The following is a 25,389-nucleotide window of genomic DNA, read 5'->3' as shown; positions in this document are numbered from 1 at the left end:
CGTGTGCCACAATGACACCGATGCACACCGCGATCATCATTCCGTAGCGCGTCGGCGAGAACCTCCCGACGCGCAGCCTCCCGCACCCTGGGAGGCTTTTTTGTTGGGACGGGACTCGCCGGTGGCGGCGGACAGACATGAGGAGCACGACGATGACGGATCTCACGGTCGAGGTCTACGACACCACGCTGCGTGACGGGGCTCAGCAGGAAGGCATGAACCTGTCCGTCGCGGACAAGATGGCGATCGCCCCGCTGCTGGACGAGCTGGGCGTGGGCGTCATCGAGGGCGGTTGGCCCGGCGCCGTGCCCAAGGACACCGAGTTCTTCGCGCTCGCGGGCAAGGAGCTGACGTTCCGTCACGCTCAGCTGGCGGCGTTCGGCATGACGCGCCGTGCCGGAGCCACAGCAGCGGCAGACCCCCAGGTGCGCGCGCTGCTCGACTCCGAGGCGCCCATCATCACCCTGGTGTGCAAGGCGGACATCCGCCACGCCGAGCGCGCGTTGCGCGTGTCCCCGGACGAGAACCTCGCGATGATCGAGGAGACGTTCGCGTTCCTCACCGGCGAGGGCCGTCGCGTGATCATGGACGCCGAGCACTTCTTCGACGGCTACCGTCACGACGCCGAGTACTCGCTGCGCACCCTGCAGGCCGCGGTCGCCGGAGGCGCGGACGTGCTGTGCCTGTGCGACACCAACGGCGGCATGCTGCCGGACGACGTCAGCGAGATCGTGGCCGCCGTGGGCCAGCGCCTGGACACGCCCCTGGGCATGCACGCGCACAACGACTCCGGCTGCGCCGTGGCGAACTCGATGGCGGCGGTGGCGGCCGGCGCGACCCACGTGCAGGGTTGCGTCAACGGGTACGGGGAGCGCACCGGCAACGCGGATCTCGTGGCCGTCGTGGCGAACCTCGAGATCAAGCGCGGCATCGTCGCGCTCAAGGGCGATGGACTCGTGGAGTCCACGCGCATCGCGCACGCGATCTCCGAGATCACCAACATCGCGCCCTTCGCGCGCCAGCCCTACGTGGGCGCCTCCGCCTTCGCGCACAAGGCCGGCCTGCACGCCTCCGCCATCCGCGTGGACCCCGATCTCTACCAGCACACGCAGCCGGAGAAGGTAGGCAACGGCCTCCGGATGCTCGTGTCCGACATGGCCGGACGCGCCTCGATCGAGCTCAAGGGCAAGGAGCTGGGCTTCGACCTCGCCGGCCAGAACGAGCTGCTGGGCCGCGTGACCGATCGCGTCAAGCACGCCGAGGCCGCCGGCTACACCTTCGACGCTGCGGACGCGTCCTTCGAGCTGCTGCTGCGCTCCGAGCTGGGCGAGAACCCCGCCTTCTGGGACGTCGAGACGTGGCGCGTGCGCGTCGCATCGAAGCCGGGCGACCCCACGGACGCGGACGCCGAGGCCGTCGTGAAGATGCGCGCCGGGGGAGAGCGCATGGTCGCGGTGGGTGAGGGCAACGGTCCGGTCAACGCCCTGGACCATGCGCTGCGCACCGCGCTCGCCGGCGTGTACCCCGAGATCGAGGAGTTCGAGCTCACCGACTTCAAGGTGCGCATCATGGAGGCCTCCCACGGCACGGACGCCGTGACCCGCGTGCTCATCACCACGGTCCACCAGGAGACCGGCGAGCTGTGGCGCACCGTGGGCGTGGGACCCAACGTGATCGAGGCGTCGTGGGAGGCGCTCGCGGACTCCTTGGTCTACGGACTGCTGAAGGCGGGCATCGACCGACGCTGACGGCCCCTCACCAGCGGAGCCCTTGCGCGCATCGGCCGTTCTCCATCGCGAGACAATGGACTCCATGCACGGTGAATACAAGGTTCCTGGCGGCAAGCTCGTGGTGGCGGACGTCGAGGCCATTGGCGAGGGAGACCTCGCGACCCTGGACCGGGTGGTGATCTCCGGCGACTTCTTCCTCGAGCCAGCGGAGGCGATCCTCGCGATCAGCGGCGCGCTCGCCGGGCTGCCGGCCAGCGCGTCGGTCGCGGACCTGGCCTATGCCATCGAGCGCGCGGCACCGGAGGCGCAGTACGTGGGCTTCAGCCCCGAGGCCGTGGCGATCGCGGTGCGCCGGGCGCTGGGGCACGCCACCGGATGGCAGGACCACAGCTTCGGAGTGCTCCACGACGAGCCCCGCGAGCCGCACCTCCAGATGGCGCTCGACGACGTCATCACGCGCGAGGTCGCCGCAGGGCGGCGCGGGCCCACGCTGCGGATCTGGGAGTGGGCGTCCTCGGCTGTGGTGATCGGGTCCTTCCAGTCGCGCCGCAACGAGGTGGATCCTGAGGGCGCCGCGCGGCACGACATCACCGTGACGCGCCGCGTCTCTGGCGGCGGAGCGATGTTCATCCAGCCGGGCAACACCATCACCTACTCGCTGTCGGTGCCGTCGTCTCTGGTCGAGGGGCTGAGCTTCGAGCAGTCCTACGCGTTCCTCGACGACTGGGTGCTGGGCGCGCTGGCGGACGTGGGCATCCGGGCGCGCTACGTGCCGCTCAACGACATCGCTTCGGACCAGGGCAAGATCGCGGGAGCCGCGCAGAAGCGCTACGCCGCCGGCGCCGTGCTGCATCACGTCACGATGGCGTACGACATCGATGCGGCGGCGATGCTCGAGACCTTGCGCATCGGGCGCGAGAAGATGTCGGACAAGGGGACCACGAGCGCGAACAAGCGCGTGGACCCGCTGCGCAGCCAGACGGGCATGACCCGCGAGGCGATCATCGACGCCTTCCTCGCCCACTTCGCATCGCGGTACGCGACCGAGCCGAGCTCCGTCACTGCGGACGAGCTGGCGCAGGCGCACGCGCTGGTGGAGTCGAAGTTCTCGACACAGGAGTGGCTCGACCTGGTGCCCTGAGCCAGCGACGCCCCCTCGTAGGCACGTCATGTTCACGGAAGTGAGTTCTGCAGCGCGTGGAGGCACGTGATGGTCACGTGGGGGTGGGCGGACGGCCGCGTGCGTTGGCCGCCGGAGCTCGCCCGCAGCGGTCGGGCCCACGCCCAGTCATGTGCATGAGTTGCCTCGTCGCCGGTCGACTCGCGCCGGTTGTGCACATCAGTTGCCTACGTCGGAGCGGTGAGGGGAGGCAGGTGAGCCTGTTGCCGGCTCAGACCGCGACGCCCACGGCCGCGCCAATGCCGTAGGTGATCGCCAGCGCGAGCGAGCCGCCCAGGACGTTCCGCGCGATCGCGCGCGGGTAGGGCGAGTGCGCCAATCGAGCGGAGAGGGTGCCGGTCGCGGCGAGCATCACCACCACCGCCGCAGCCGTGGTGGGCACCTGCCAGGCGGGCGCGACGAGCACGATCAGCAGCACGGGAACGATGCCGCCTACCAGGAACGAGATCAGCGACGCGATGCCGGCATGCACGGGGCTGACCAGCTCGTCGGGGTCGATGCCCAGGTGCATCAGAGCGTGGATCGCGAGCGGGTCCTTGGCGGTCTGCTCGCGAGCGGCCACGATCGCCGTCTGCTCGCTCATCCCTGTCTCCATGTTGAGACGCGCGAGCTGCTCGAGCTCCCACTCGGGACGCTCGTCGTGCCACCGCCGTTCGCGCGCCAGCTGAGCCTTCTCCGCATCCCGCTGGGAGGAGACGGAGACGAACTCGCCCACGCCCATCGACAGAGCGCCTGCAGCGAGAGCGGCGATGCCGGCGGTGAGGATCGCGACGTCGTTCTCGGGCGTCGCAGCCGCGACGCCCACGACGAGAGCGGCGACGGAGACGATGCCGTCGTTCGCGCCCAGCACGCCTGCTCGCAGCCAGTTGAGCCGGCCGCTCAGGCGTGCCTCCTCGGGCTCGTGCGATGTGTCCATGCCGCCAGGCTACGGCGGTGCGTCCGGCGGCGCTAGGAAGGCGAACCTGTCTTCGGCGCACCGAACTTCCTGGTAGCGAGGTGGTAGGAGGCGGTCGTGGGACGGCCGATGCGCCGGTTCAGGAGCGGCGGGAACGCACCACTGCGCTGGCAGAGAAGGTGAGCACGCCCACCCACAGCACGATGCCGGCGACGGCGACGCCCGGCAGTCCGTAGAACGAGCCCACCATCGCACCGACGGCGGCGAGGCCCATGCCCACCGCGGAGTCCGCGAACGCGGCCGTGAGGATGCGGTCGTCGCGCTCGTCCGCGACGCCGTTCGCGACGCGCGAGCCGAGTCCCAGGCGCGGGCCCACGATCCACAGGATCAGGATGATCCCCAGCATGACGGACGCGCCTTGGATCATGCCCTTGCTTACGGAGTCGTAGCCGGCGGCGTAGGCGATCGCGGCGAGCACGCTGGCGGCTGCGGCGCCGGCGACGAAGGCGGCGGCCTTGGCGATCAGGGGTGAGGCCTTAGTCGACATGGAAGATCTCCTCGATGGTGGTGTCGAAGTGGGCGGCGATCGCGAAGGCGAGCGGCAGCGACGGGTCGTAGCGACCCTTCTCTATCGAGTTGACGGTCTGGCGCGACACGCCCAGCTGCTGGGCGAGAGCGGCCTGGGACAGGCCGCGTGCCTCGCGCCGCTCGCGAACGTCGTTGCGCATCGGCCCTCCTCCGGTGATGACAAGTGTCCTTGACATGACAAGCGTGCTTGACAACGAGGTCGTCTGTCAAGCGCGACGAGGCGACGTGCCTACTGGGGGCCCACGTGGAGCAGTTCGATCACCGGGGCGCCGGCCTCGTCGGACGCATCCAGATCGACCAGTGCGGTGACCGCCCAGTCATGGTCACCGGCAGGGTCGTCGAGCACCTGCCGCACCACCCAGGTGCCCTCGGGAAGCGAGGCATCCGGAGCGGCAGCGAGGGCTGCACGCGCCCGGCCCTCGTCGTGATCGCCGCCGGGCTCCACGAAGGTCACCAGCGCCGCAGACCGCGCATCCGGCCCGATGCCGATCGCGTGGTCGCCCTGCTCCTCGAACAGCGGATCGAGCGCCTCGCGCCACGCGGCGGCATCCCAGCCAGCGCCCGCGTCGAGGGCTCCCAGTGCCTGGTAGTCCTCGCGAGCGGCGAGCTCGACGCGCTGGAACAGCGCGTTGCGCACCAAGCGCCTCAGCACGCGCGGGTTGCCGGACATCGGCCGTGCCGGCCCCGCCATCGCGGGGGTGGCGGCGGCCGATGCGGGATCCGCGTCATCGCCCATCGTCACCTCGGGATTCATGAGGCGCTCCCACTCATCGAGCAGCGACGAGTCCGTCGAGCGCACCAGCTCGCCCAACCACTCGGTGATCGCGACCACATCCTCCGTCCGATGCTCCTCGGGCACCGTCTGCCGCATCGCGCGGTAGGCCTCCGCCAGGTAGCGCAGCGCCACGCCCTCCGTGCGCTCGAGCCCGTAGACGGAGATGAGGTCGCCAAAGGACATCGCCTTGTCCAGCATGTCCCGCACCACGGACTTGGGGGAGAGCTCGGCGCCCAGGATCCACGGGTTGGTGCGGCGGTAGGCGACGAACGCCGGCTCGAGCAGGTCCGCGAGAGGCTGGGGCCACGTGACCTCCTCGAGGAGCTCCATGCGCTCCTCGTACTCGATGCCGTCCGCCTTCATCGCGGCGATCGCCTCACCGCGTGCGGCATGCTGCTGGGCCACGAGGATCTGGCGCGGGTCGGACAGCGTCGCCTCGATCACGGACACCACGTCCTGCGCGTGCTCGGGGGACTCCACATTGAGCAGGTCCATCGCCGCCAGCGCGAACGGGGACAGCGGCTGGTTCAGCGCGAAGCCGCGGGGCACGTCGACGGTCAGTCGCACGGAGGGGCGCTCCCCGCGGGGGTGCGTGGGGTCGGGGACGCGGATGCGCTCCACCACGCCCGCCACGCGCAGCGAGCGGTAGATCCGCAGCGCCTGTCGCAGGTGGCCCTGCCTCTGCGCCTCGGTCTCGTGCACCGCATCGATGAGGCTGCGCATCGCGAGCACCGGGTCCTGAGCCTCGCGGTCGAGCGCCGGGTTCGCCACGCCACGTGCCAGCACGTTGAGGACCATCGCGTGGGTGACGGCGAAGTGACTGGTGAGCGGCTCCGGAGGGGCGTCGCGCAGGCGCTCGAACGTCGCATCGGTCCAGTTCACTGAGCCGGCGGGCGCGCTCTTGCGAACGATCTTCTTACGCTTCTTGGGGTCGTCGCCGGCCTTGGCCAGCGCCTTGCGGTTCTCGATCACGTGCTCGGGTGCCATGACGATGACGTCGCCCTCGGTGTCGAACCCGGCGCGTCCGGCACGCCCCGCGATCTGATGGAACTCGCGTGCGGTGAGGTGGCGCATGCGTTCGCCGTCGTACTTCACGAGCGACGTCAGCACCACGGTGCGGATGGGCACGTTGATGCCCACGCCCAGGGTGTCGGTGCCGCACACCACCTTGAGCAGGCCCTGCTGAGTCAGTCGTTCGACTATGCGACGGTACTTGGGCAGCATGCCTGCGTGGTGCACGCCGATGCCCGCGCGCAGGAACTTCGAGAGCGTCTTGCCGAATCCGGTCGCGAAGCGGATCCCCGCCAGCGCATCGGCGATCGCCTGCTTCTCCTCCTTCGAGGCCACCTTCATGCTCAGCAGCGCCTGGGCGCGGTCGATGGCGTCCTTCTGCGTGAAGTGCACGACGTACAGCGGCGCCTGGCCCGTCTCGACCAGCCGCTCCACCACCTCGGGCAGCGGCTCGACGCTGTAGTCGAACGCGAGGGGAACCGGGCGCTCCGCGGTGGTGACCTCCGCGACTGTGCGGCCCGAGCGCTCGGTGAGGTCCTCCACGAGCCAGGACGTGTCGCCCAGCGACGCGGACATCAGCACGAACTGTGTGCGCGGCAGCTCGAGCAGCGGCACCTGCCACGCCCAGCCGCGCTGCGGGTCGCCGTAGAAGTGGAACTCGTCCATGACCACCAGCGCGGCATCGGTCGCAGCGCCGTCTCGCAGCGCCAGGTTGGCGAGGATCTCCGCGGTGCAGCAGATGATGGGGGCGTCCGCGTTGACGGCCGAGTCGCCCGTCATCATCCCCACGTTCTCCGAGCCGAACAGGTCGATGAGCGCGAAGAACTTCTCGCTCACCAGGGCTTTCAGGGGCGCCGTGTAGTACGTGCGGCCGCCGGTGCCGGCCCGGTGAGCGGCAAGTGCTGCGAAGTGCGCGCCTGCGGCGACCAGCGACTTGCCGGAGCCGGTGGGCGTCGCGAGGATCACGTGAGAGCCGGAGACGATCTCCATGAGCGCCTCGTCCTGGTGCGCATAGAGCGGGAGGCCCGCTTCGGTGGCCCAGGCGTCGAAGGCCTCGTACAGCGCGTCGGGGTCAGGCGGCGTGCCCTGCGCGCCGATGGGCAGGCGGGCGAGGAGGGGAGCGTCGGAGGAGGTCATCGCGTCCATTGTGACTGACCGGTGCGTGGACATGGCTTGCCTCCAGCGGCAGAGGCGGCCGTAGCCGTGACCGTGACGTGCCTAGTTCGAGGGGCGGGCGCCCATGACGGCCGTGCCCACGCGCACCATCGTGGCGCCCTCGGCGATGGCCCACTCGAGATCGCGCGACATGCCCATCGACAGGTGCCACGCCTCCCGCAGCGGCATCTCGCCGCGCTCGGAGCGAATCAGCGCCGTGTCGCGGAGCTCGCGCAGTCGGCGATAGCCCTCCCGCACCGGGCCCTCCTCCTGCGAGTTCAGCCCGATCGTCATGAAGCCCGTCACCGTGAGCGAAGGCAGGGCCTGGACGGCCGATGCGAGGGCCAGGGCCTCGTCCGGCGCTACTCCCGCCTTGCTGTCCTCCCCGGAGACGTTCACCTGGATCATCACCTCGAGGTCGCGCTCGGCCTCCAGGCACAGCCGCGACAGCCGCTCGGCCAGGCGCAGCGAGTCCACGGTCTGGACGCAGTCCGCGAACTGCACGGCGATGGCGGCCTTGTTGCGCTGCAGCTGGCCGATGACGTGCACGCGCGCGCCGGACGCCCGCAGCGCGTCGCCCTTGGCGGCGAGCTCCTGCATGCGCGACTCGCCCACGAGCGACCCGCCGGCCGCGACCACGGCAGCGGCAGCGTTCGCATCCCACGTCTTGGTCGCCACCAGGAGCTGCACACCCGCACCGGCGCGCCCGCACGCCGCCTCCGCGATGTGCACGCGCGCCTTGACCTCGGCGAGCGACGCCGCCGGGTCCCAGTCATCCTGAGGAGGGTGCAGGTCTGTCATGAGTCCTTCCCGATGGGCGCGGTGGTCGCGCCAGTCAGCCGCACCAGATCAGCTGGCGCAAGAGAGATGTCGAGCCCGCGCCTGCCGCCGCTCACATAGACGCGCGCGAGGTCCAGGGCGGACTCGTCGATGACGGCAGGCAGTCGCTTGCGTCCACCGAGTGGCGAGATGCCGCCCACGACGTAGCCGGTGGCGCGTTCCGCTGCGGCCGGCTCGGCCATCACCGCGCGCTTGGCCCCGGTCGCCTTGGCGACGGCCTTGAGGTCGAGCGAGCCTGATACCGGGACGAGCGCCATGGTCAGCGTGCCGTCGACCTGCACGCACAGGGTCTTGAACACCGCTCGCGGGTCGACGCCCAGCGAAGCGGCGGCCTCGAGGCCGTAGGACAGCTCGGAGGCCGGATCATGCTCGTACGGGTGAAGGTCGTGTGGCACCCCGGCCTGCACCAGCACGGCGACAGCGGGCGTCGAGGCATGGTCCTTCCGGGGCATGGCCACCAGTGTGCCCTACAGTGTCGGGCGTGACCGAGAGCGACCTGACCCCCGTGGACATGTGGACCGACGGCGCCTGCAAGGGCAATCCCGGCATCGGCGGCTGGGGTGCGTGGATGAGGGCCGGCGGCAAGGAGCGCGAGCTGTTCGGCGGCGAGCAGCACACCACCAACAACCGCATGGAGCTCACGGCGGTGATCGAGGGCCTCAAGACCCTCAACAAGCCCTGCGCGGTGACCCTGCACGTGGACTCGCAGTACGTGATGAACGGCGTGACCAGCTGGATGAAGGGCTGGAAGCGCAACGGCTGGAAGACCCGCGACAAGAAGCCCGTCAAGAACCAGGAGCTGTGGATCGCGCTCGACGAGCAGGTGGCCCGACATCAGGTCGAGTGGGTGTGGGTCAAGGGTCATGCGGGCGATCCCGGCAACGAGAGGGCCGATGCGCTGGCCAACAAGGGCGTCGAGGCGGCCCGCCGCTCCTAGGAGCACCAAGGCTGACTTGCCGTGCGCCAGGATGGGCACATGGCCACTGACTCCCGCACCGCAGCGATGCCGCTGCTGGTGCTCCTGGGACTGGTGTGCCAGGAGGCCGGCGCTGCGGTCGCCGTCACGATCATCCCTGACATCGGAGCGTGGGGCGTCATCGCGTCACGCCTGCTGTTCTCCGCGCTGGTGCTGCTGCCCTTCGCGTTCCTGCGGCTGCGGCGCGGCGCACCCATCCACTGGCCCACGGTGCTGGCCTTCGGCGTGTCGCTCGCGGCGATGAACGCCTTCTTCTACCTTGCGCTCGCCCGTATCCCGCTGGGCGTGACGGTCACCATCGAGGTGATGGGCCCGCTGGTGCTGAGCGTGTTCGCGAGCCGCAGCTGGAAGGGCCTGCTCTGGGCGGGCCTGGCCGCGACCGGGGTGGTGCTCCTGGGGGGTGGAGCGCAGGACCTCGACCCTGTGGGCCTTCTGTTCGCCGCCGGCGCCGCCGTGATGTGGGCCGCCTACATCCTCACCGCGCGGGCCGCAGGCGCGGCGATGCCGGGGCTGGTGGGGCTGGCGCTGGCGGCAGCTGTGGGCGCACTCATCACCGTGCCGATCGCGGGCGTGGTGGTGGGCGCAGCGCTGCTGGCGCCGCAGGCGCTCGCGCTGGGCCTCGCGGTGGCCGTGCTGTCCTCCGCCATTCCTTACGGGATCGAGCTCAGCGCACTGCGACGCATGAAGGCCGAGACCTTCGCGATCCTGCTGGCACTCGCGCCGGCGATCGCCGCGATCGCCGGCCTCGTCCTGCTCGATCAGCGCCTCACGTGGGTGGTCGCGGCCGGCATCGCCCTGGTGACCGTCGCGGGTGTGGGGGCCGTCGCATCGGCCGGGCGCAAGGCCGTGCCGGCGGTCGAGGAGGCCATGCTCGACGTCGCCGCCGACGGCGCCCATCGTCGTCCATCCGAGGAGTGAGCCGCCGGGCCGTTCGTCCCGTCTGAGCCGCTCGTCGACCGTTCTAGACTGACGCATCATGACGAGCGCGCCCACCCGCGCACGCCGCACCGGACTCCCGCTGGCGGCGCGATGGGTGGTGCTCGGCGGGCTGCTCGCCCTGGCGCTGGTGCTCGGCATGGGCTTCGCTCACGCCTCCGCGGGCGGCTCGGCCAGCATGGCGAGCGACGCCACGGATGGCCTCCACCATGGGCCTGCGCTGACGGCTGTCGCCGCTGATGCGGACTGCCCCGGCTGCATCGACCACGACGAGGGCGCGATGATCGCATGCCTCGTGACGATCGTGGTGGTCGCGCTCATGTCCGCGCTGCGGCCCGCACCCGTGGTCTGGCTCGCGATTCGCCAGCCCCTCGCTACGACCGCGGTGCGCGTGCCGCCCGGCCCGGTCCGGCCACCGGATCTGTCCGCACTCGGCATCTGTCGGACGTGAGGTGAGCGCTGCGCGGCCTGCGGACCTCCGCACCGGCTGCGCCCACGCTCATCCCACCCCCCTGACAGAAGGAACTTCCATGCTTCACACCCGAACCCAGGCGCGCATCCGCGTCGCCGCCGCATCCGCGGCACTTGCCCTCCTCCTCGCGGCGTGCACCGCCGCCCCGGCGCAGGAGGCTCCGGTCTCCGAGTCGTCGAGCCCGGAGGCTCCGAGCCCGGAGGCTCCGCAGCCCTCGGCGGACGAGATCCTCGGGGCCTACGGCCTCGCCGGTCTCGACGCCCGCGAGGTGATCGACACGCTCGACGCCACGGCGCTCGCGGAGCGAGAGTCCGAGCTGTTCGCCTCGATCCGGCCGGATGAGCTGCTGATCTCTGACGCCAGCGGCGCGGAGGTCGCTCTGCCCATGCCCGAGGACGAGTTCTACGTCTCCATCGCTCCCTACGTCGACACCACCCACGAGTGCTACTTCCACTCGCTCACCACGTGTGCAGGCGAGATGCGCTCCGAGGCGGTCGACGTGCTGGTCACCGACGCCGCATCGGGCGAGGTGCTCCTCGAGCAGTCCATGGTGACCTTCGACAACGGCTTCGTGGGCCTGTGGCTGCCCCGCGGCACGGAGGTCGACCTGACGATCACTCGGGACGGCCTCACCGCCACCGAGCGCCTGAGCACAGATGATGGTGAGGACGCCACCTGCGTGACCACGATGCAGCTGGCGTGAGACGAGCGCGGTGCCGTCGGGGTGACGGCACCGCGCGCCCTCGCCCCAACCGCGCACGCGCTGGCTACGTTGAGTGGGTCATGGCAGGCCGGACGAGCGCACGATGACCACGTGGCGAGCGACGCACGACGCGTTGGTGCGCGAGCGCGGGCGAGCGCTGTTCGGGTACGCCTCGACGCCGACCGGCGACGGCACGGCTGCGGACGGCGACGTCGTGGTGCCGTTCACACGCGCACTCCTCGCCGCCTGGCAGTGACACGCCACGGACGCAGAGCGACGCCCCCCGGAACGGTCCGAGGGGCGTCGCAGGGGAGGGGCGAGGACTACGGGCGCATCACTGCAGGCGCGTCCTCGCCGGGATCGGTGGAGCCGCCGGTCGCGGGTGCACCCACGGCCTGAGCGACGGGAGCCTCTGCGCCGGACATCGGCGCTCCGGCGAGATCGGCATCCGCCAGCTCCTCGGGAGTGAGGGGCCGGTGGCTGTCGGAGGGGTGGGCGTTGACGAGGATCGCCGCGGTCAAGGCGGCGAGCACCAAGGCACCCACGGACACCCACATGGCGGTGGTGAAGCCCGCGACGGCCGCCTCATCGAGGTCTGCCGCCGGGCCGCCGTTGTCGAGGATCCATGCCGAGGTCGCGGAGGCAGCAATCGTGTTGAGCAGCGCGATGCCGATCGAGCCGCCCACCTGCTGGGTGGTGTTGAGCGTCGCGGACACGACTCCCGCATCGGACCCGCGCACGCCGCCCGTGGCGGTGGCCATCGATGGCATGAAGGTCAGGCCCATGCCCAGTCCCAGGAACAGCAGGCCAGGGAACACGTGCAGCCAGTAGGAGGAGCCGACCTCGATCTGGGTGAGGAACGTCAGCGCTCCCGCGGCGATCAGCAGCCCAGGGATCATGAGGCGCCGCGGGCCCACGCGAGGCAGCAGGCGGGCAGAGATGCCCACCGCGCCGGTCATCATGCCCACGACCATGGGCAGGAAGGCGATGCCGGTGGCCATGGGAGAGAAGCCCTGAACGCCCTGCATGTAGTAGGTGAGGAACAGGAACACGCCGAACATGCCGATCTGCGACAGGCCCACGGCGCTGAGCGCGCCCAGGCGGTTGCGGTCGCGCAGCAGGTGCAGCGGCAGCAGTGCGTGCGGGGTGCGGCGCTCGACAGCGACGAACGCGGCCATGAGCAGCACACCCACGGTGAGCGATCCGAGCACGATGGCAGACGTCCAGCCGTCCTGCTCCGCCTCGCTCAGGCCGAACACGATCGCAAGCAGACCGCCGGTGGCGAGGAGCGCGCCGGGGATGTCGAGCCGGACCCGCACGCGACCCCCGACGGGGTCGTGGAGGAACAGCGCCGCGCCCACGACTGCGAGCGCTGCGATGGGAACGTTGACCATGAGCGTCCAGCGCCAGTCGACGTACTGGGTGAGCGCTCCGCCCAGGATCAGTCCGATGGCGGCGCCACCGCCGGCGATCGCGCCGTAGACGCCCAGGGCGCGTGCGCGCTCGCGGGCATCCGTGAAGGTGACGTTGAGCATCGACAGTGCGGCCGGTGCCAGGAGCGCGGCGAACACTCCCTGCAGGGCGCGGGCGGTGATGAGCATCTCGAAGCTCTGCGCGATGCCGCCCAGCGCGGACGCGGCGGCGAATCCTACGAGCCCCACGATGAGCGTGCGCTTGCGACCCCAGACGTCGCCCAGGCGCCCTCCCAGCAGCAGCAGGCCGCCGAACGCGAGGGTGTAGGCCGTGATGACCCACTGGCGGTCCGCATCCGAGATGCCCAGGTCCGCCTGAGCGGTGGGCAGGGCGATGTTCACGATGGTCATGTCGAGCACGACCATGAGCTGCGCGAGCCCGATCGCGGCGAGACCCCACCAGCGGCGGGGGTCGGGGGTGGTGTCCATGAGGAGCCTTCCGGGGAGGTGGCGTGCAGGCATGTCCGATGCGCGCCGTGGCGTGGGGGCGTGCCCGTCGGTGGGCGATGTCGTAGCCTCGGCCGAGGACGGCGACGATGGGGGATGGTGGTTGCGTTCCTTGTGGAATCAACTAGCCGTCCGGTAAGTTATGAGAGTGACGCTAGTGCGATTGCTAGCCGGTCGTCAAGTAGACTTCTTGTGAAGTTTCTTCGGCAGCAGAGGGAGAGCCATGGTCGAGTCAGGAACGCGCAAGCGCGGTGACACCCGCGCGCGCATCCAGACCGTCGCGCTCGAGCGCTTCACGGACAACGGCTACGACCAGACCTCGCTGCGCGAGATCGCCGAGGACCTGGGCGTCACCAAGGCGGCGCTCTACTACCACTTCCGCACCAAGGAGGAGATCCTCGACTCGCTCCTCAGCAAGGTCTCGGACGAGATCGACGGGTTGGTGCAGTGGATGCAGTCCGGGCCCTCCACACGGGAGCGTCGTCTCGAGGTGGTTCGCCGCCTCGGTGACATCACGCGCGGCACCGGCGGCGGCGTCATCCAGTGCGTCCAGCAGAACGAGGTCGCGCTCAACAACCTCCGGTCGACCACCGCGCTGGTGCATCAGATCAAGCAGCGCCTGTGGACGGCGGCGCTGCCGCCCAACGCGAGCGTCGAGGACAAGCTGCGCATGCGCATGGCGATCATGTCAGTGCTGTTCGCCAACAAGCCTGGCAGCGACCTGGGTGGAACGGCAGCGGATCGCACCGCAGCGGCGCTCGCGGTCGCCGAGGACCTGGTTCCCTGACCTTCCGCGAGCGGTGCGCCGCCGTCAGGCCAGCACCGCGTCGCAGACCTCGATGAGGCGCTCTCGCAGCGGCGCGGCACGGCGAGCGAAGTCGCGCTGACGGGCGGCATACTCGGACTTTCCGGCGGGCGTCTCGACGGCGATCGCCGAGAGCCCGTAGGACGACACGTCGTAGGGCGAGGCCTGCATGTCCACCCGCCGCACGTCGCGCGCCAATGCGAAGCAGTCCAGCAGCAGCTCGCCCGGAACCGCTGGACCCAGCTTCAGGCACCACTTGTAGAGGTCCATCGTGGCGTGCAGGCAGCCGGGTTGTTCGGAGTCGGGCTGCGTGGAGCGCGTGAGCTGCGTCGAGTTGCGCGGCACCGCCTCCGGCGTGAAGAAGCGGAACGCGTCGAAGTGCGTGCACACCAGCGGGTTCGCCTCGACGGCGGCATCTGTCCCCTCCGACCCCAGGCGCAGCGGCAGGCCGTGCCGGCGCTCGACATCCGCCGATCGGTAGACCATGGCCCACTCGTGCATCCCGAAGCAGCCCAGCAGCGGCGCGCGGCCGGCCGTCGCGACCAGGAGGCGACGAATGTACAGCGCGGTGTCGCCGCGCTCGGCAGCGAACGCCGCCCTATCCAGGGACGTCTCCCCGTCCCGCGTGACGTACCAGCGCTGCTCGGCATGCGCATCGGCCGCCTGCAATGCGACGCCGATGCCTGGGTGCCACCGGCGCAGCTGTCCGGGCTTGGCGTTGTAGTACTCGAAGAGGAAGTCCTCGATCGCGTGGGACTCGCCGCGCGCGGCGCGCTCGCGGCGGCCCTCGGTGAGCGCATCGGCCCGATCGCGATGCGCAGTTGCGCGCGCGGCCCAGTCCGCCGGGGACAGGACGGTCGCGGCGAGGGTGGGCATGGCGCCCATTGTCTCAGCCCAGATCTCTCAGGTGAGCGCAGTGCGGTCCCGCGTGAGGTAGGCCTCGGCCGCGGCGTTGGACGTCACCGTCATCAGTCGCTCGAGTGGCCCCTGGCCCAGCCATGCCCGCCATGCGCACGCGAACGCCACGAGGCCGGCGCAGGTGACCACCAGGGAGACGTTGGAGGGCTCGAGGATCATCTCGTTGCCCACGAGCGCGATCACGAGGATCTGCAGCACATACACCGTGAGTGCCATCGACCCCGTGGCGCGCAAGGGCCACAGGAGCCTCGGAATGCGGCGCGCGAGCCAGAGGCAGGAGCCGGTGACCGCGAGAGCGACGCCGATGTTCTGGGTCATCTCGACCGGGGTGTACGAGTGAGACGTGGAGGACAGCCAGGGTGATTCCAGCGGCCCGTCGGAGAGCAGGGCCTCGACCACGCGTGCACCGACCGCGAGCGCGACGCCTCCGGCGACCAGCCACAGCGCGGTCACGTCCCGCCGCAGCGCCAGCCTTCCCACGATCAGTCCCACCAGCAGGTAGGCGAGCCACACCAGCAGGGGATACCGGTACGACCACAGCGCGTCGAGCACGGGCAGCGGCCGCGAGGGCTCGGCATCCACCGCATCGGACAGGACGCGCGCGACCCACCCGCCTGCGAGCACCAGCACCGCGATCAGGGGCACCAGCACCCGCCTGCGCCACGCGAGCGCCGGCAGCGCCACCAGGAAGGCGATGCCGAGGTTGGTCAGCACGATCGCCACGAACGTGTCCAACAGCATCAGCGCGACGCCCATCACGATCAGCAGGCCTCCGCGCACGGCCACACGGATGCGTGTCCGCGTGAGCTGCTCGGAGCCGACGTCGGCCACCGGAACGACGCCGCGCTGCGTGAGCATGAGGGTGATCGACACCCCGGCCAGCACGGCGAACAACGATGACGGGAAGCCGTGGGAGATGACCAGCCACCCCCAGCCCTCGGTGTCTGGGGCGCGGGTGCCCTCGTCGCCGATGTGCGCGGCGATCATCCCGAGCACGGCGATGGCACGCGCGACATCCAGTCCGTCGATGCGCGCGCGGACCCTGGTGGTGGATGGGGAGGTCACCGCGCGCATACGCCCAATGCGCTCTCCGCCCACCGGTAGTGCCCGCCCAGGCACTCGTGCGCGACCAGGCCCAACGACTGGTCGCCGGCCCACGCGTGGGCGCCCACGTCGAACAGCGTGCCGTCGTCCAGGCCCCGCACGGCGTCGAGCATGCGGGCGTGCGAGTCGACCAGACGGCCGCGCAGCTCGGAGTACGGCCGATGCGCGTGCTCCGCGAGGATGGCCGCGTTCAGCTCGGCGAGGCGGTCCCAGGTGTAGCCGGGAGCAGGGAAGGTGGGCTCGACGCCGGCCGCCTCCTTCGCGGTCCAGGACAGGAAGAGCAGGTGCCAGCCGTGCAGATGTGCCAGGACGTCCGCGACCCGCTCGCCGGAGAAGTCCTCGCTCACCGCGAAGTCGGGGAGCGCATCGGCGTGGCGCAGCAGCGCGGCCAGCTGAGCGTCGGCATCGGCCATCAGCGCATCGGCCGTCGTCGGCTGGATCTCCGTCATGCTGGCATCGTACGCACGGCGCGGAGCAAGAACCTGAGTCGCGACGCGGCTAGGCTGGAACCCATGCGCATCGCGAGATTCACGACAGGTGACGAGCCGCGGTACGCGGTCGTCGACGGCGACCCGGGCCAGGAGGAGCTGGTGGTCCTCACCGGCGATCCCATGTACACGCCGGGGGAGGTGGCCAACGAGCGCATCAAGCTCACGGACGACGTGCGCCTGCTCGCGCCGGTGATCCCTCGCTCGAAGGCGATCTGCCTGGGCAAGAACTACGAGGCTCACGCGAGGGAGATCCCGCATCGCGGCCCTGCGTCCGAGGTCCCCATCCTGTTCCTCAAGCCCAACACCGCGGTGATCGGCCCCGACGATCCCATCGTGCTGCCCCACTACAGCGACGATGTGCAGCTCGAGGCGGAGCTCGCCGTGGTGATCGGCCGGCTGTGCAAGGACGTCACGCCTGAGCGCGCCACGGACTACATCTACGGCTACACCTGCGCGAACGATGTCACGGCGCGCGACCTGCAGCGCCAGGAGGACCAGTGGTTCCGCGCCAAGGCCTTCGACACCTCCCTGCCGCTCGGTCCGTGGATCGAGACGGACCTGAGCTGGGACGATGCGCAGATCAGCTCGCGCATCAACGGCGAGACGGTGCAGACCGGGAGCACCCGGGACATGATCCGCGACGTGTCCGAGGCTGTCGCGATGGTCTCCGAGGTGACCACGCTGCTTCCCGGTGACATCATCCTGACCGGCACGCCGTCCGGTGTGACGAAGCTGAACCACGCGGACGTCGTAGAGATCGAGATCGAGGGGCTGGGAGTGCTGCGCAATCCGGTGATCCGCCGATGACGGCTGTGAACGATGCGGTGGAGACGAGCGAGGTGAGGGTGCGGTTCTGCCCGTCTCCCACGGGGACGCCGCACGTGGGGCTCATCCGCACCGCGCTGTTCAACTGGGCACACGCTCGCCACCACGGCGGCACCTTCGTGTTCCGGATCGAGGACACGGACGCGGAGCGCGACTCGCAGGAGTCTTACGAGCAGCTCCTCGACGCGCTGCGATGGCTGGGCCTGGACTGGGACGAGGGTCCCGAGGTGGGTGGTCCGCACGCGCCCTACCGTCAGTCCGAGCGACACGAGCTCCACATGGATGTGGCGCGCCGCCTGCTCGAGGGCGGCTACGCGTACGAGTCCTTCTCCACGCCGGAGGAGGTTGAGGCGCGCCACCACGCCGCCGGCCGCGACCCCAAGCTGGGGTACGACGGCTTCGACCGCGACCTCACCGAGGAGCAGAAGGCCGCGTACCGTGCCGAGGGTCGCCAGCCGGTGATCCGCGTGCGCATGCCGGACGAGGACATCACGTTCACGGACCTGATCCGCGGCGACGTCACGTTCCCCGCAGGGTCGATCCCGGACTTCGTCATCGTGCGCGGCAACGGTGTGCCGCTCTACACGCTCGTCAATCCTGTGGACGATGCGCTCATGGCGATCACGCACGTGCTGCGCGGCGAGGACCTGCTGTCCTCGACGCCGCGGCAGATCGTTCTGCATCGCGCGATGGTGGAGCTCGGCGTGTCCGAGCGGGTGCCGCAGTTCGGGCACATGCCCATGGTCACCGGCGAGGGCAACAAGAAGCTGTCCAAGCGCGCGCCGGAGTCCAACCTGTTCCTGCACCGCGACCGCGGCTTCATCCGCGAGGGCCTGCTGAACTATCTGTCGCTGCTGGGCTGGAGCATCGGCCCGGACCGCGACATCTTCACGCCCGCGGAGCTGGTCGCGGCGTTCGACATCTCTGACGTCACGCCGACGCCGGCGCGCTTCGACCTCAAGAAGGCCGAGGCGATCAACGCCGAGCACCTGCGCGCGCTGCCGTTGGGTGACTTCGTGGACCGCATGGTGCCCTACCTGCACGCATCCGGACACCTGTCGACCGCCGACACCCAGGCGCTCGCCCCGCACGAGGAGCAGACGCTCGCCGAGGCGGCGCCGCTGGTCCAGACCCGCATGAACCTGCTGGGAGAGGCGCCGGGAATGCTGGGGTTCCTGTTCGTCGAGGACGAGGCGCTGCCGTACGACGAGGCGGCGATCGCGAAGCTGCCCGACAACGCCGCTGAGGTGCTCGACGCTGCCATCGGCGTGCTCGAGGGCCTGGATGACTTCAGCGCCGCCGCGCAGCAGGAGGCGCTGCAGGCCGTGCTGGTGGACCAGATGGGCATCAAGCCGCGCTTCGCCTACGGCCCCTTGCGCGTGGGCGTCACCGGCCGGCTCGTGTCACCGCCGCTGTTCGAGTCCATGGAGATCCTGGGCCAGGAGCACTCGCTCGCCCGTCTGCGTCGCCTGCGAGCCTCGCTCTAGGGGCGCGGCATGCTGGCTGGGCCCGTGCGGGGCATCCTGCTCGACATCGACGACACCCTGGTCGACACTCGCGGCGCGTTCCGTCACGCGCTGCTGCGCGTGGCGGACGAGTACCTGCGCGATGGGCTCGACCCTGACGAGGTGGTGCGGTTCTGGCGCGAGGATCGCTCCGGCTGGTATCGGGCCCACACTCGTGGCGAGCTCAGCCACCGCGAGCAGCGCAAGCGTCGAGCCAACGAGCTCCACGCCGAGTACGGTGGCCCGCCCCTGGACGAGGACGCCTACGACATCTGGGATGAAGGCTTCGAGCGGCACTTTCGGGAGGGGTGGCGCGCGCACGAGGACGCGCTGCCGCTGCTCGAGACTCTCGAGAGCGCCGGCATCGCCTATGGAGCGGTCTCGAACGCGGACACGGACTACCAGATCATGAAGCTTGCGGCGTGCGGCCTCGAGCGCGTCGAGATGTTCGTGGGCGTCGACACCTTCGGCGTCGGCAAGCCTGATCCCCGCGTCTTCCACGAGGGCGTGCGACGGCTGGGCCTTGCCCCGAAGAATGTCGCGTACGTGGGGGACGAGCCGGACATCGACGCCGTGGGAGCGGCCGATGCGGGGCTCACGGGCGTCTGGATCGACCGGCCCGGCGCCGGCCGGGTGGCGTTCGACGAGGCGAGCCCGGGCTTCGACAGGATCGTGCGCGTGTCCGCTCTTGACCAGGTGGTTCCATCGCTGGAGCTGACGCCCTGACGTCACGGTCGCCATGGAGCGCATCTCTGGTGAGTTGTCGTGCGCACGTGCCACCATTCGTGGACAGGGCGACGGCGGAGACTCCGCCCGACGAAAGGCACACCCATGAAGTACCTCATGCTGGTCCTCACCGAGCCCATCGCTGATCCGATCGAGGGCGACGACGACCCGACCGCCTGGGTCGAGGAGCACGACGCCACCGGAGCGCGGTTCTTCGGCGACCGGCTCGCCCCCGCTTCGCAAGCCAGAACGGTGCGCGTCCGGCGCGACGGGACCTCCGTGACGGACGGTCCGTTCGCGGAGACTCACGAGCACATCGCGGGCCTGGACATCCTTGAGTGCGGCAGCCTCGACGAGGCGGTTCAGGTGGCGCTGGGCCATCCGATGGCGCGCGGCGGCGTGCTCGAGGTGAGGCCGTTCTACGACTGGTCGGAAGAGGACGCTTGACCCTCCCGCAGGGGGAGACGCCAGCATCGGTGACATGAACGAGGGATTGCTAGGTATCGGGGACTTCGCCCGGCACACGCGCCTGTCCATCAAGGCGCTGCGTCACTACGACGACCATGGCCTGCTCGCCCCCGCTCATGTCGACCCCGTGACCCGCTACCGGTACTACTCGCCGGACCAGCGGGCACGGGCGACGCTCATTGGCGACCTGCGGCGCATCGACGTGCCGCTGGCGGTGGTGGCACGAATCCTCGACGCCTCCCCGGGCGACGCCCTGACCGTCTACCAGGACTGGTGGTCGGGCCAGGAGCGTCGCCACGCCGACCGCCGCGGCATCGGCCGCTACGTCATCGCGCGCCTGCGCAGAGAGGGGCAACCCCCCATGGACATCCACACCCGCACTGTGCCGGCCCGCAAGCTGGCCGTCATCTCGAAGGAGCTGTTCCAGCCTGAGCTGGAGGAGTTCATCATGTCCGCGTTCTCCACCCTGTTCGAGTGGGCTGAGCGCCATCCGGGCCTGAGAGCGCTCGACACGACGCCGGAGGAGCCCACCTATGTCATCTTCCATGGCCCGGTGAGCCCCGACGCGAGCGCCGTCGTCGAGGTGTGCGTCGTGATCGATGGCCCCGCGGAACCCGAGGGCGACATCGTGCTGCGCCGTGAGGACGAGCACGCGGAGGCCTACGTGCCGGCCACCAAGGCGGGCATCGAGTACCCCGCGATCCTCGCGGCCTACGACGCCGTGGCGGCGTGGGTGTCGGAGCACGGGGAGATGATCGCCTCCATGCCGTCGCGCGAGGTGTACGTCGCCGATGTGCTGGCTGCGGCTGCGGAGGACGTCGTGTGCGAGATCGCCTTCCCCTACCGGCCATCGCGGTAGCGTGAGAGGCGCGACGCCGTCCTCTCCGCCGGGCCGTGACGCCGGCGCGGACGCGGCGTAGGGTTCCCCTGAGGGCGCCGACGCGCGAGACCCCGGCAGCGCTGGTGCCCGGGGAGGGCGATGGAGACCATCGACGTCGAGTCGATCGAGACCGCGCCGCGCGAGCGGTGGCGGCCGCCGCCATGGCGCGCCCGCCAGTGGAGATGGATGGTAGGCGTGCTCGCCGTGGTGGGCGGGACGTTGGCGCTCGACGCATGGGGCCCGGCGGCGTCCGACGCCTCGGGCGAGGACTCCGCGGTCGACGCGGCGCCCGCCGCGGGGCTCACGGCTCGACAGGAGTCGATGATCCTCCACCACTTCTGGCTCGACGAGCTCGAGATCGCCGCATGCATGCGCGAGCGTGGCTTCGACTACCGCCCGGATCCTGACTCCGACGCGGATCAGCTCGCGATCGTGGGAGGCGCCCTCGGAATCGATCCTGCGGGCGGCGCTGGGCCGCTGCCAGCAGTGCTCAACGCGCGGGCGCTGCAGGGCCTCGACGCGGCGGGAGCCCAGGAGTGGGCTGAGGCGGTCGGCGATCGGGTGGCCGATGGCGGTTGCGACCCGGCTCCGCAGCTGCTCTACATCGACAACGAGGAGGCGCTCGACGCCGCCCTCGCCGCCGCGCGGGCAGACGAGGCCTTTGTGGCATTCGTGGCCCAGGCGCTCATCCTCGAGGGTGACCCCGTGGCGCAGCTGCGCGCCGCGGTGCTCGTCGACGGCAATGCGGCGCCGGGCCCGGCGCCGCAGACCTGGACCGCCGCGGGCGATCGGATCGTCGCTGCCGTCAACGCCTCCCAGGTGTGGATCGTGAGCGAGCGGCTGGGGACGGACGCCTTCGTGGACCTCGTGGGCCTGACCGGCCAGGGGGAGGCCCTGATGGTGCGTGTCGCGGCGGACCCCCAGGCGTTGCTGCCCGTCGAAGGCCCTGCCACCGGGCCGATTCTCGAGTGTGGGGACCACCTCGTCCAGACGGCGCTACTGCCGAGCGCGGATCCCGAACGCGACGATGCCGTCGCCCACCTCGTGCTCGATGCGATCGCCGCGCAGGGCTGCGCGTCGTCGGTTTTGCGGGAGGGCTCGAGCGCGGTAGAGTAGTGCGCCGGTCGGCCCTCGGGTTCGACCGGTGTGTTCGGCCCCGGCCGAACGGATTGGCCTATGGTGTAATTGGCAGCACGACGGTTTCTGGTTCCGTTAGTCTTGGTTCGAGTCCAGGTAGGCCAGCTGGAGAACAGCCCGCTACGGCGGGCTTTTTTCATGCCCTCGCGACCCTCCCCGTCCCCGGATCGGCTGCCCTTCATCACAAAGTGATAACAGTGTTATCGAGAGCCGCCGCGCCCGCCTGCCGAGCGCAAGTCTGGTGTCACCAACTCAGGGAGGACACCATGACCACCACCACGATCCTTGCCCGCGCTGCTGCCGCAGGCGCGGGCCTGCTGCTGCTGGCGGGCTGCTCGACCGCCTCGGACGGTGAGAGCTCGACGGTCACCTCGGCCACCGCATCGGCCGACCCCGGTGCGAGCGCCGCAGCTCTCGACGACCGTCCGCTCGACGAGCAGCTCGCGGAGGCCCTCCGTGCCGGGGACGCGGCTCTGGTCGCTCTCGCCGTCGAAGCCGGTGCGGATCCCGGACTCGAGGTCGCCAGCGGCACCACCGCCCTGATGGCTGCGGTGATCCGCGACGACGCCGCCCTCGTGGACGTGCTTCTCGACGCGGGCGCGGACCCTGCGGCCGTGGGCTCGAGCGGCTACACCGCGCTGCACCACGCGGCCGCCAACGACGTCGACCCGGCGATCATCGCTTCGCTCGCGTCCGCAGGAGCGCCGTTCGACGTCTTCGCGACCACCTCTGTGAACGGCTCGCCGCTCCACCTTGCCGCCTATGACGGCAACGTCCGCGCGGTGCAGGCTCTGATCGAGGCGGGCGCGCCCATCGACCTGCCCAATCCCGGGTTCGGCGCGAGCGCGATCTTCGTGGCCGCCTTCGCCAACCACCCGGACGTGATCGAGACCTTGGCGCTGGCAGGTGCCAACGTCAACCTCGTGGAGGCCGACGGCGACACTGCGCTGGACGTGGCGCTCGCGTCCGGTCACGAGGAGGCCGCCGCCGCGCTCCGGCAGTATGGGGCGGCGACGAGCGGCGAGCTCTAGACCCCGCCAGCCCCGACAGTTCGAACCGCGAGGGAGGCGACACGCCGGGCGAGGCGACCGGCGCGCCGGCGGGCCCCAGCGTGTCGGCCCGCACGTGGTTCGAGCTGTCGGGGGAGGGGCTGGACCTAGCCGACGGTGAGCGTGACCCGCTCGCCGGTCCAGTCGGCGCTCACGCTGTCGCCCTCCGAGATGCGGCCTTCCACGATCTCGCGCGCCAGCTCGTTGAGCAGCCGGGTCTGGATGAGCCGCTTGAGAGGCCGGGCCCCGAACGCCGGATCGAAGCCGTCGCGCGCCAGCGACTCCCGCAGTGCCGGGGACACGCCGAGCGCGATGTCCTTCTGCACGCGCAGGCGCTGCACCGCCTTGCCCACCTCGGTGTCCACGATGCCCTCCATCGACGCAGCGTCGATGCGGTCGAAGATCACCACGTCGTCGAGGCGGTTCAGGAACTCGGGGCGGAAGGCCTGCTTGAGCACCGCGAGGAGGTCATGCTCGAGCGCCTCCCGATGCACGCCGTCCCACCCCAGCACGATGTCGCTGCCCAGGTTGGAGGTCATGATGAGGATCGTGTTGGTGAAGTTGACCGTGCGCCCGCGTCCGTCCGTGAGGCGGCCGTCGTCGAGCACCTGCAGCAGCACGTTCCACACGTCCGGGTGCGCCTTCTCGACCTCGTCGAACAGCACGATGCTGTACGGACGGCGACGCACCGCCTCGGTGAGCTGCCCGCCCTGGTCGTAGCCCACGTAGCCCGGGGGGGACCCGATGAGGCGGCTCACGGCGTGCGACTCCATGTACTCGGACATGTCGATGCGGATCATCGCGCGCTCGTCGTCGAAGAGCTGCTCCGCGAGTGCTCGCGCGAGCTCCGTCTTGCCCACGCCGGTCGGGCCCAGGAACAGGAAGGAGCCGATGGGTCGGTGCTCGTCCGCGATGCCCGCTCGGGCGCGCCGGATCGCGTCGGACACGGCCGTGATCGCCCGGTCCTGGCCGACGACGCGCTCGTGCAGGCGCTCCTCGAGATGTCCCAGCTTCGCGGATTCGTCCGTGAGCAGCTTCTCGACGGGCACGCCGGTCCACTTGGCGACCACGGCGGCGATGTCCTCGCCGGTGACCTCCTCGCGCAGCATGCGCTCGTTCGGCTCGATGCCGTCCAGCTCGGCCCGAGCATCGGCCATCGCCTTGTCCGCCGCGGGGATCTCCCCGTAGCGGATGCGGCCGGCCTTCTCGAGCTCGCCCAGCCGCTCCGCACGCTCGAGCTCGCCACGCAGCGACTCGAGGCGCTCGGTCGCGCTGGAGACCCGGACGATGAGGTCCTTCTCGCGTGCCCACCGCATGGTGAGCGCCTCGGACTCGTCGCGCAGGCGAGCGATGTCGCGGTCGATCTCCTCGCGCCTGGCCTTGGCCGCGTCGGCCTTGTCCTTGGCCACCTGGGTGCGCTCGATCTCCAGCTGCATGATGCGCCTGCGCGCGCGGTCGAGCTCGATGGGCATCGAGTCGAGCTGCATCTTGAGGGCGCTGGTCGCCTCGTCGATCAGGTCCACGGCCTTGTCCGGCAGGAAGCGGTCGGCGATGTAGCGATCGGACAGCCGGGCCGATGCGACGATCGCCTCGTCGGTGATCTTCACGCCGTGGTGGACCTCGTACTTCTCCTGCAGGCCGCGCAGGATGGCGACCGTGTCGTCGATGCTGGGCTCGCCCACGTAGACCGGCTGGAAGCGGCGTTCCAGGGCGCTGTCGGTCTCGATGTGCTCCCGGTACTCGTTCAGCGTGGTCGCACCGATCATGCGGAGCTTGCCGCGGGCCAGCATGGGCTTGAGGATGTTGCCCGCGTCCACGGATCCGTCCGCCTTGCCGGCGCCCACGATGGTGTGCAGCTCGTCGACGAACAGGATGATGCGACCCTCGGCCTGCTCGACCTCCGCGAGGATGGCCTCGAGGCGCTCCTCGAACTGGCCGCGGTAGGCGGCGCCGGCCACCACCGAGCTCATCGCGATCTCGATCACACGACGGTCCTTCAGCGACGAGGGCACGTCGCCGGCGACGATGCGCTGTGCGAGACCCTCGACGATCGCGGTCTTGCCCACTCCTGGCTCGCCGATCAGCACGGCGTTGTTCTTGGTGCGACGGGTGAGCACCTGCATGACGCGCCGGATCTCCTCGTCGCGGCCGATCACGGGGTCGAGGCTGCCGGACTCGGCGAGCGCGGTGAAGTCCTGGCCGAACGTCTCGAGGGCGCTGGCCTGCTCCTCCTGCTGAGGAGCCTGCGAGGTGGCAGTCATGGTGATCCTCCTGGTCCGAAACCTGAGCGGCAAAAGTTGA

General features: G+C 70.4%; 26 protein-coding genes and 1 tRNA gene. 16 read left to right on the top strand and 11 right to left on the bottom strand.

All coding sequences use genetic code 11. The features are described from left to right. Positions 1-152 precede the first annotated feature (152 nt). Together cimA and lplAB are read left to right on the top strand one after the other, a co-directional pair. Positions 153-1,748 (top strand): citramalate synthase, encoded by a 1,596-nt coding sequence (cimA, locus tag Dac01nite_RS09705; protein WP_203656392.1) that lies wholly within the window; start codon positions 153-155, stop codon positions 1,746-1,748. 64 nt (positions 1,749-1,812) lie between these two features. Continuing rightward, the gene (gene lplAB / locus Dac01nite_RS09700; protein WP_203656390.1) at positions 1,813-2,871 is read left to right on the top strand and encodes a lipoate-protein ligase LplAB; all 1,059 of its coding nucleotides are present in this window, start codon (positions 1,813-1,815) and stop codon (positions 2,869-2,871) included. 250 nt (positions 2,872-3,121) lie between these two features. Here lplAB and Dac01nite_RS09695 read toward each other — a convergent pair whose 3' ends face one another. The 6 genes from Dac01nite_RS09695 to ybaK all read right to left on the bottom strand — a co-directional run bounded on the left by Dac01nite_RS09695 (position 3,122) and on the right by ybaK (position 8,626). After that, complete coding sequence (locus tag Dac01nite_RS09695) at positions 3,122-3,826, bottom strand: VIT1/CCC1 transporter family protein (protein ID WP_203656389.1); 705 nt, start codon at positions 3,824-3,826, stop codon at positions 3,122-3,124. A 118-nt stretch (positions 3,827-3,944) separates the two neighbouring features. Further along, positions 3,945-4,352, bottom strand: coding sequence for a hypothetical protein (locus Dac01nite_RS09690; RefSeq protein ID WP_203656388.1), 408 nt, complete (start codon positions 4,350-4,352; stop codon positions 3,945-3,947). Continuing rightward, entirely contained in the window at positions 4,342-4,533 is a 192-nt protein-coding gene (locus Dac01nite_RS09685) for a helix-turn-helix transcriptional regulator (RefSeq protein WP_203656387.1), read from the bottom strand. The genes Dac01nite_RS09690 and Dac01nite_RS09685 overlap by 11 nt, the downstream gene beginning before the upstream one ends. Positions 4,534-4,622: 89 nt before the next feature. Next, positions 4,623-7,316: a DEAD/DEAH box helicase gene (locus Dac01nite_RS09680; protein WP_203656386.1), complete on the bottom strand. Its 2,694-nt coding sequence runs from the start codon at positions 7,314-7,316 to the stop codon at positions 4,623-4,625. An 81-nt stretch (positions 7,317-7,397) separates the two neighbouring features. Further along, positions 7,398-8,135, bottom strand: a complete 738-nt coding sequence (locus Dac01nite_RS09675) for a YggS family pyridoxal phosphate-dependent enzyme (protein WP_203656385.1) — start codon at positions 8,133-8,135, stop codon at positions 7,398-7,400. Next, positions 8,132-8,626, bottom strand: a complete 495-nt coding sequence (ybaK, locus tag Dac01nite_RS09670) for a Cys-tRNA(Pro) deacylase (RefSeq protein ID WP_203656381.1) — start codon at positions 8,624-8,626, stop codon at positions 8,132-8,134. Before ybaK ends, Dac01nite_RS09675 begins: the two co-directional genes overlap by 4 nt. A gap of 59 nt (positions 8,627-8,685) precedes the next feature. Here ybaK and rnhA point away from each other — a divergent pair, with 59 nt between their 5' ends. The 5 genes from rnhA to Dac01nite_RS09645 all read left to right on the top strand — a co-directional run bounded on the left by rnhA (position 8,686) and on the right by Dac01nite_RS09645 (position 11,517). After that, positions 8,686-9,111 (top strand): ribonuclease HI, encoded by a 426-nt coding sequence (gene rnhA / locus Dac01nite_RS09665; protein ID WP_203656681.1) that lies wholly within the window; start codon positions 8,686-8,688, stop codon positions 9,109-9,111. A 39-nt stretch (positions 9,112-9,150) separates the two neighbouring features. Beyond that, positions 9,151-10,068 carry an EamA family transporter gene (locus Dac01nite_RS09660; RefSeq protein ID WP_203656379.1) on the top strand — a complete coding sequence of 306 codons (918 nt, stop codon included), beginning with the start codon at positions 9,151-9,153 and terminating at the stop codon, positions 10,066-10,068. Positions 10,069-10,126: 58 nt separating this feature from the next. Then, on the top strand, positions 10,127-10,537 hold the full coding sequence (locus Dac01nite_RS09655) for a DUF6153 family protein (protein WP_203656378.1): 411 nt from the start codon (positions 10,127-10,129) through the stop codon (positions 10,535-10,537). A 79-nt stretch (positions 10,538-10,616) separates the two neighbouring features. Next, on the top strand, positions 10,617-11,261 hold the full coding sequence (locus tag Dac01nite_RS09650; protein WP_203656377.1) for a CueP family metal-binding protein: 645 nt from the start codon (positions 10,617-10,619) through the stop codon (positions 11,259-11,261). A 103-nt stretch (positions 11,262-11,364) separates the two neighbouring features. Then, positions 11,365-11,517: a hypothetical protein gene (locus Dac01nite_RS09645; RefSeq protein ID WP_203656376.1), complete on the top strand. Its 153-nt coding sequence runs from the start codon at positions 11,365-11,367 to the stop codon at positions 11,515-11,517. Positions 11,518-11,584: 67 nt separating this feature from the next. Here the strand turns inward: Dac01nite_RS09645 and Dac01nite_RS09640 are convergent, their stop codons facing one another. Beyond that, on the bottom strand, positions 11,585-13,162 hold the full coding sequence (locus Dac01nite_RS09640) for an MFS transporter (protein WP_203656375.1): 1,578 nt from the start codon (positions 13,160-13,162) through the stop codon (positions 11,585-11,587). Between the two features lie 241 nt (positions 13,163-13,403). Between Dac01nite_RS09640 and Dac01nite_RS09635 the strand changes: the two genes are divergently transcribed. Further along, positions 13,404-13,967 (top strand): TetR/AcrR family transcriptional regulator, encoded by a 564-nt coding sequence (locus Dac01nite_RS09635; RefSeq protein WP_203656373.1) that lies wholly within the window; start codon positions 13,404-13,406, stop codon positions 13,965-13,967. 24 nt (positions 13,968-13,991) lie between these two features. On the opposite strand, the gene Dac01nite_RS09630 is transcribed toward Dac01nite_RS09635, so the two are convergent. Genes Dac01nite_RS09630 through Dac01nite_RS09620 form a run of 3 tightly spaced genes read right to left on the bottom strand, consistent with a single transcriptional unit; the run spans position 13,992 to position 16,456 of the window. Beyond that, positions 13,992-14,861: a 3-methyladenine DNA glycosylase gene (locus Dac01nite_RS09630; RefSeq protein WP_203656371.1), complete on the bottom strand. Its 870-nt coding sequence runs from the start codon at positions 14,859-14,861 to the stop codon at positions 13,992-13,994. A 27-nt stretch (positions 14,862-14,888) separates the two neighbouring features. Continuing rightward, positions 14,889-15,968, bottom strand: coding sequence for a heparan-alpha-glucosaminide N-acetyltransferase domain-containing protein (locus Dac01nite_RS09625; RefSeq protein WP_203656369.1), 1,080 nt, complete (start codon positions 15,966-15,968; stop codon positions 14,889-14,891). After that, positions 15,965-16,456 carry a ClbS/DfsB family four-helix bundle protein gene (locus tag Dac01nite_RS09620; protein WP_203656367.1) on the bottom strand — a complete coding sequence of 164 codons (492 nt, stop codon included), beginning with the start codon at positions 16,454-16,456 and terminating at the stop codon, positions 15,965-15,967. The genes Dac01nite_RS09625 and Dac01nite_RS09620 overlap by 4 nt, the downstream gene beginning before the upstream one ends. Positions 16,457-16,519: 63 nt before the next feature. Here Dac01nite_RS09620 and Dac01nite_RS09615 point away from each other — a divergent pair, with 63 nt between their 5' ends. The 8 genes from Dac01nite_RS09615 (at position 16,520) to Dac01nite_RS09580 (ending at position 23,070) form a co-directional block, all read left to right on the top strand. Further along, positions 16,520-17,305 carry a fumarylacetoacetate hydrolase family protein gene (locus Dac01nite_RS09615; RefSeq protein WP_203656365.1) on the top strand — a complete coding sequence of 262 codons (786 nt, stop codon included), beginning with the start codon at positions 16,520-16,522 and terminating at the stop codon, positions 17,303-17,305. Further along, positions 17,302-18,810, top strand: coding sequence for a glutamate--tRNA ligase (gltX, locus tag Dac01nite_RS09610; protein WP_203656363.1), 1,509 nt, complete (start codon positions 17,302-17,304; stop codon positions 18,808-18,810). Before Dac01nite_RS09615 ends, gltX begins: the two co-directional genes overlap by 4 nt. Before the next feature lie 9 nt (positions 18,811-18,819). Further along, complete coding sequence (locus Dac01nite_RS09605) at positions 18,820-19,554, top strand: HAD family hydrolase (protein WP_203656362.1); 735 nt, start codon at positions 18,820-18,822, stop codon at positions 19,552-19,554. 105 nt (positions 19,555-19,659) lie between these two features. Then, a complete protein-coding gene (locus tag Dac01nite_RS09600; RefSeq protein WP_203656360.1) occupies positions 19,660-20,001 on the top strand; it encodes a YciI family protein in 342 nt (113 codons plus the stop codon). Between the two features lie 34 nt (positions 20,002-20,035). After that, entirely contained in the window at positions 20,036-20,881 is an 846-nt protein-coding gene (locus tag Dac01nite_RS09595) for a MerR family transcriptional regulator (protein WP_203656359.1), read from the top strand. A gap of 120 nt (positions 20,882-21,001) precedes the next feature. After that, complete coding sequence (locus tag Dac01nite_RS09590; protein ID WP_203656358.1) at positions 21,002-22,018, top strand: hypothetical protein; 1,017 nt, start codon at positions 21,002-21,004, stop codon at positions 22,016-22,018. 54 nt (positions 22,019-22,072) lie between these two features. Then, a tRNA-Gln gene (locus tag Dac01nite_RS09585) sits at positions 22,073-22,144 on the top strand. A gap of 161 nt (positions 22,145-22,305) precedes the next feature. After that, positions 22,306-23,070: an ankyrin repeat domain-containing protein gene (locus Dac01nite_RS09580; RefSeq protein WP_203656357.1), complete on the top strand. Its 765-nt coding sequence runs from the start codon at positions 22,306-22,308 to the stop codon at positions 23,068-23,070. 125 nt (positions 23,071-23,195) lie between these two features. On the opposite strand, the gene Dac01nite_RS09575 is transcribed toward Dac01nite_RS09580, so the two are convergent. Next, positions 23,196-25,349, bottom strand: a complete 2,154-nt coding sequence (locus Dac01nite_RS09575) for an ATP-dependent Clp protease ATP-binding subunit (RefSeq protein ID WP_203656356.1) — start codon at positions 25,347-25,349, stop codon at positions 23,196-23,198. Positions 25,350-25,389 lie beyond the last annotated feature (40 nt).

The organism is Demequina activiva (assembly GCF_016862815.1).
Classification (GTDB): Bacteria; Actinomycetota; Actinomycetes; order Actinomycetales; family Demequinaceae; genus Demequina; species Demequina activiva.
Note: the sequence above shows the minus strand (reverse complement) of the source record. Positions and strands in the feature narration are given on the sequence as shown.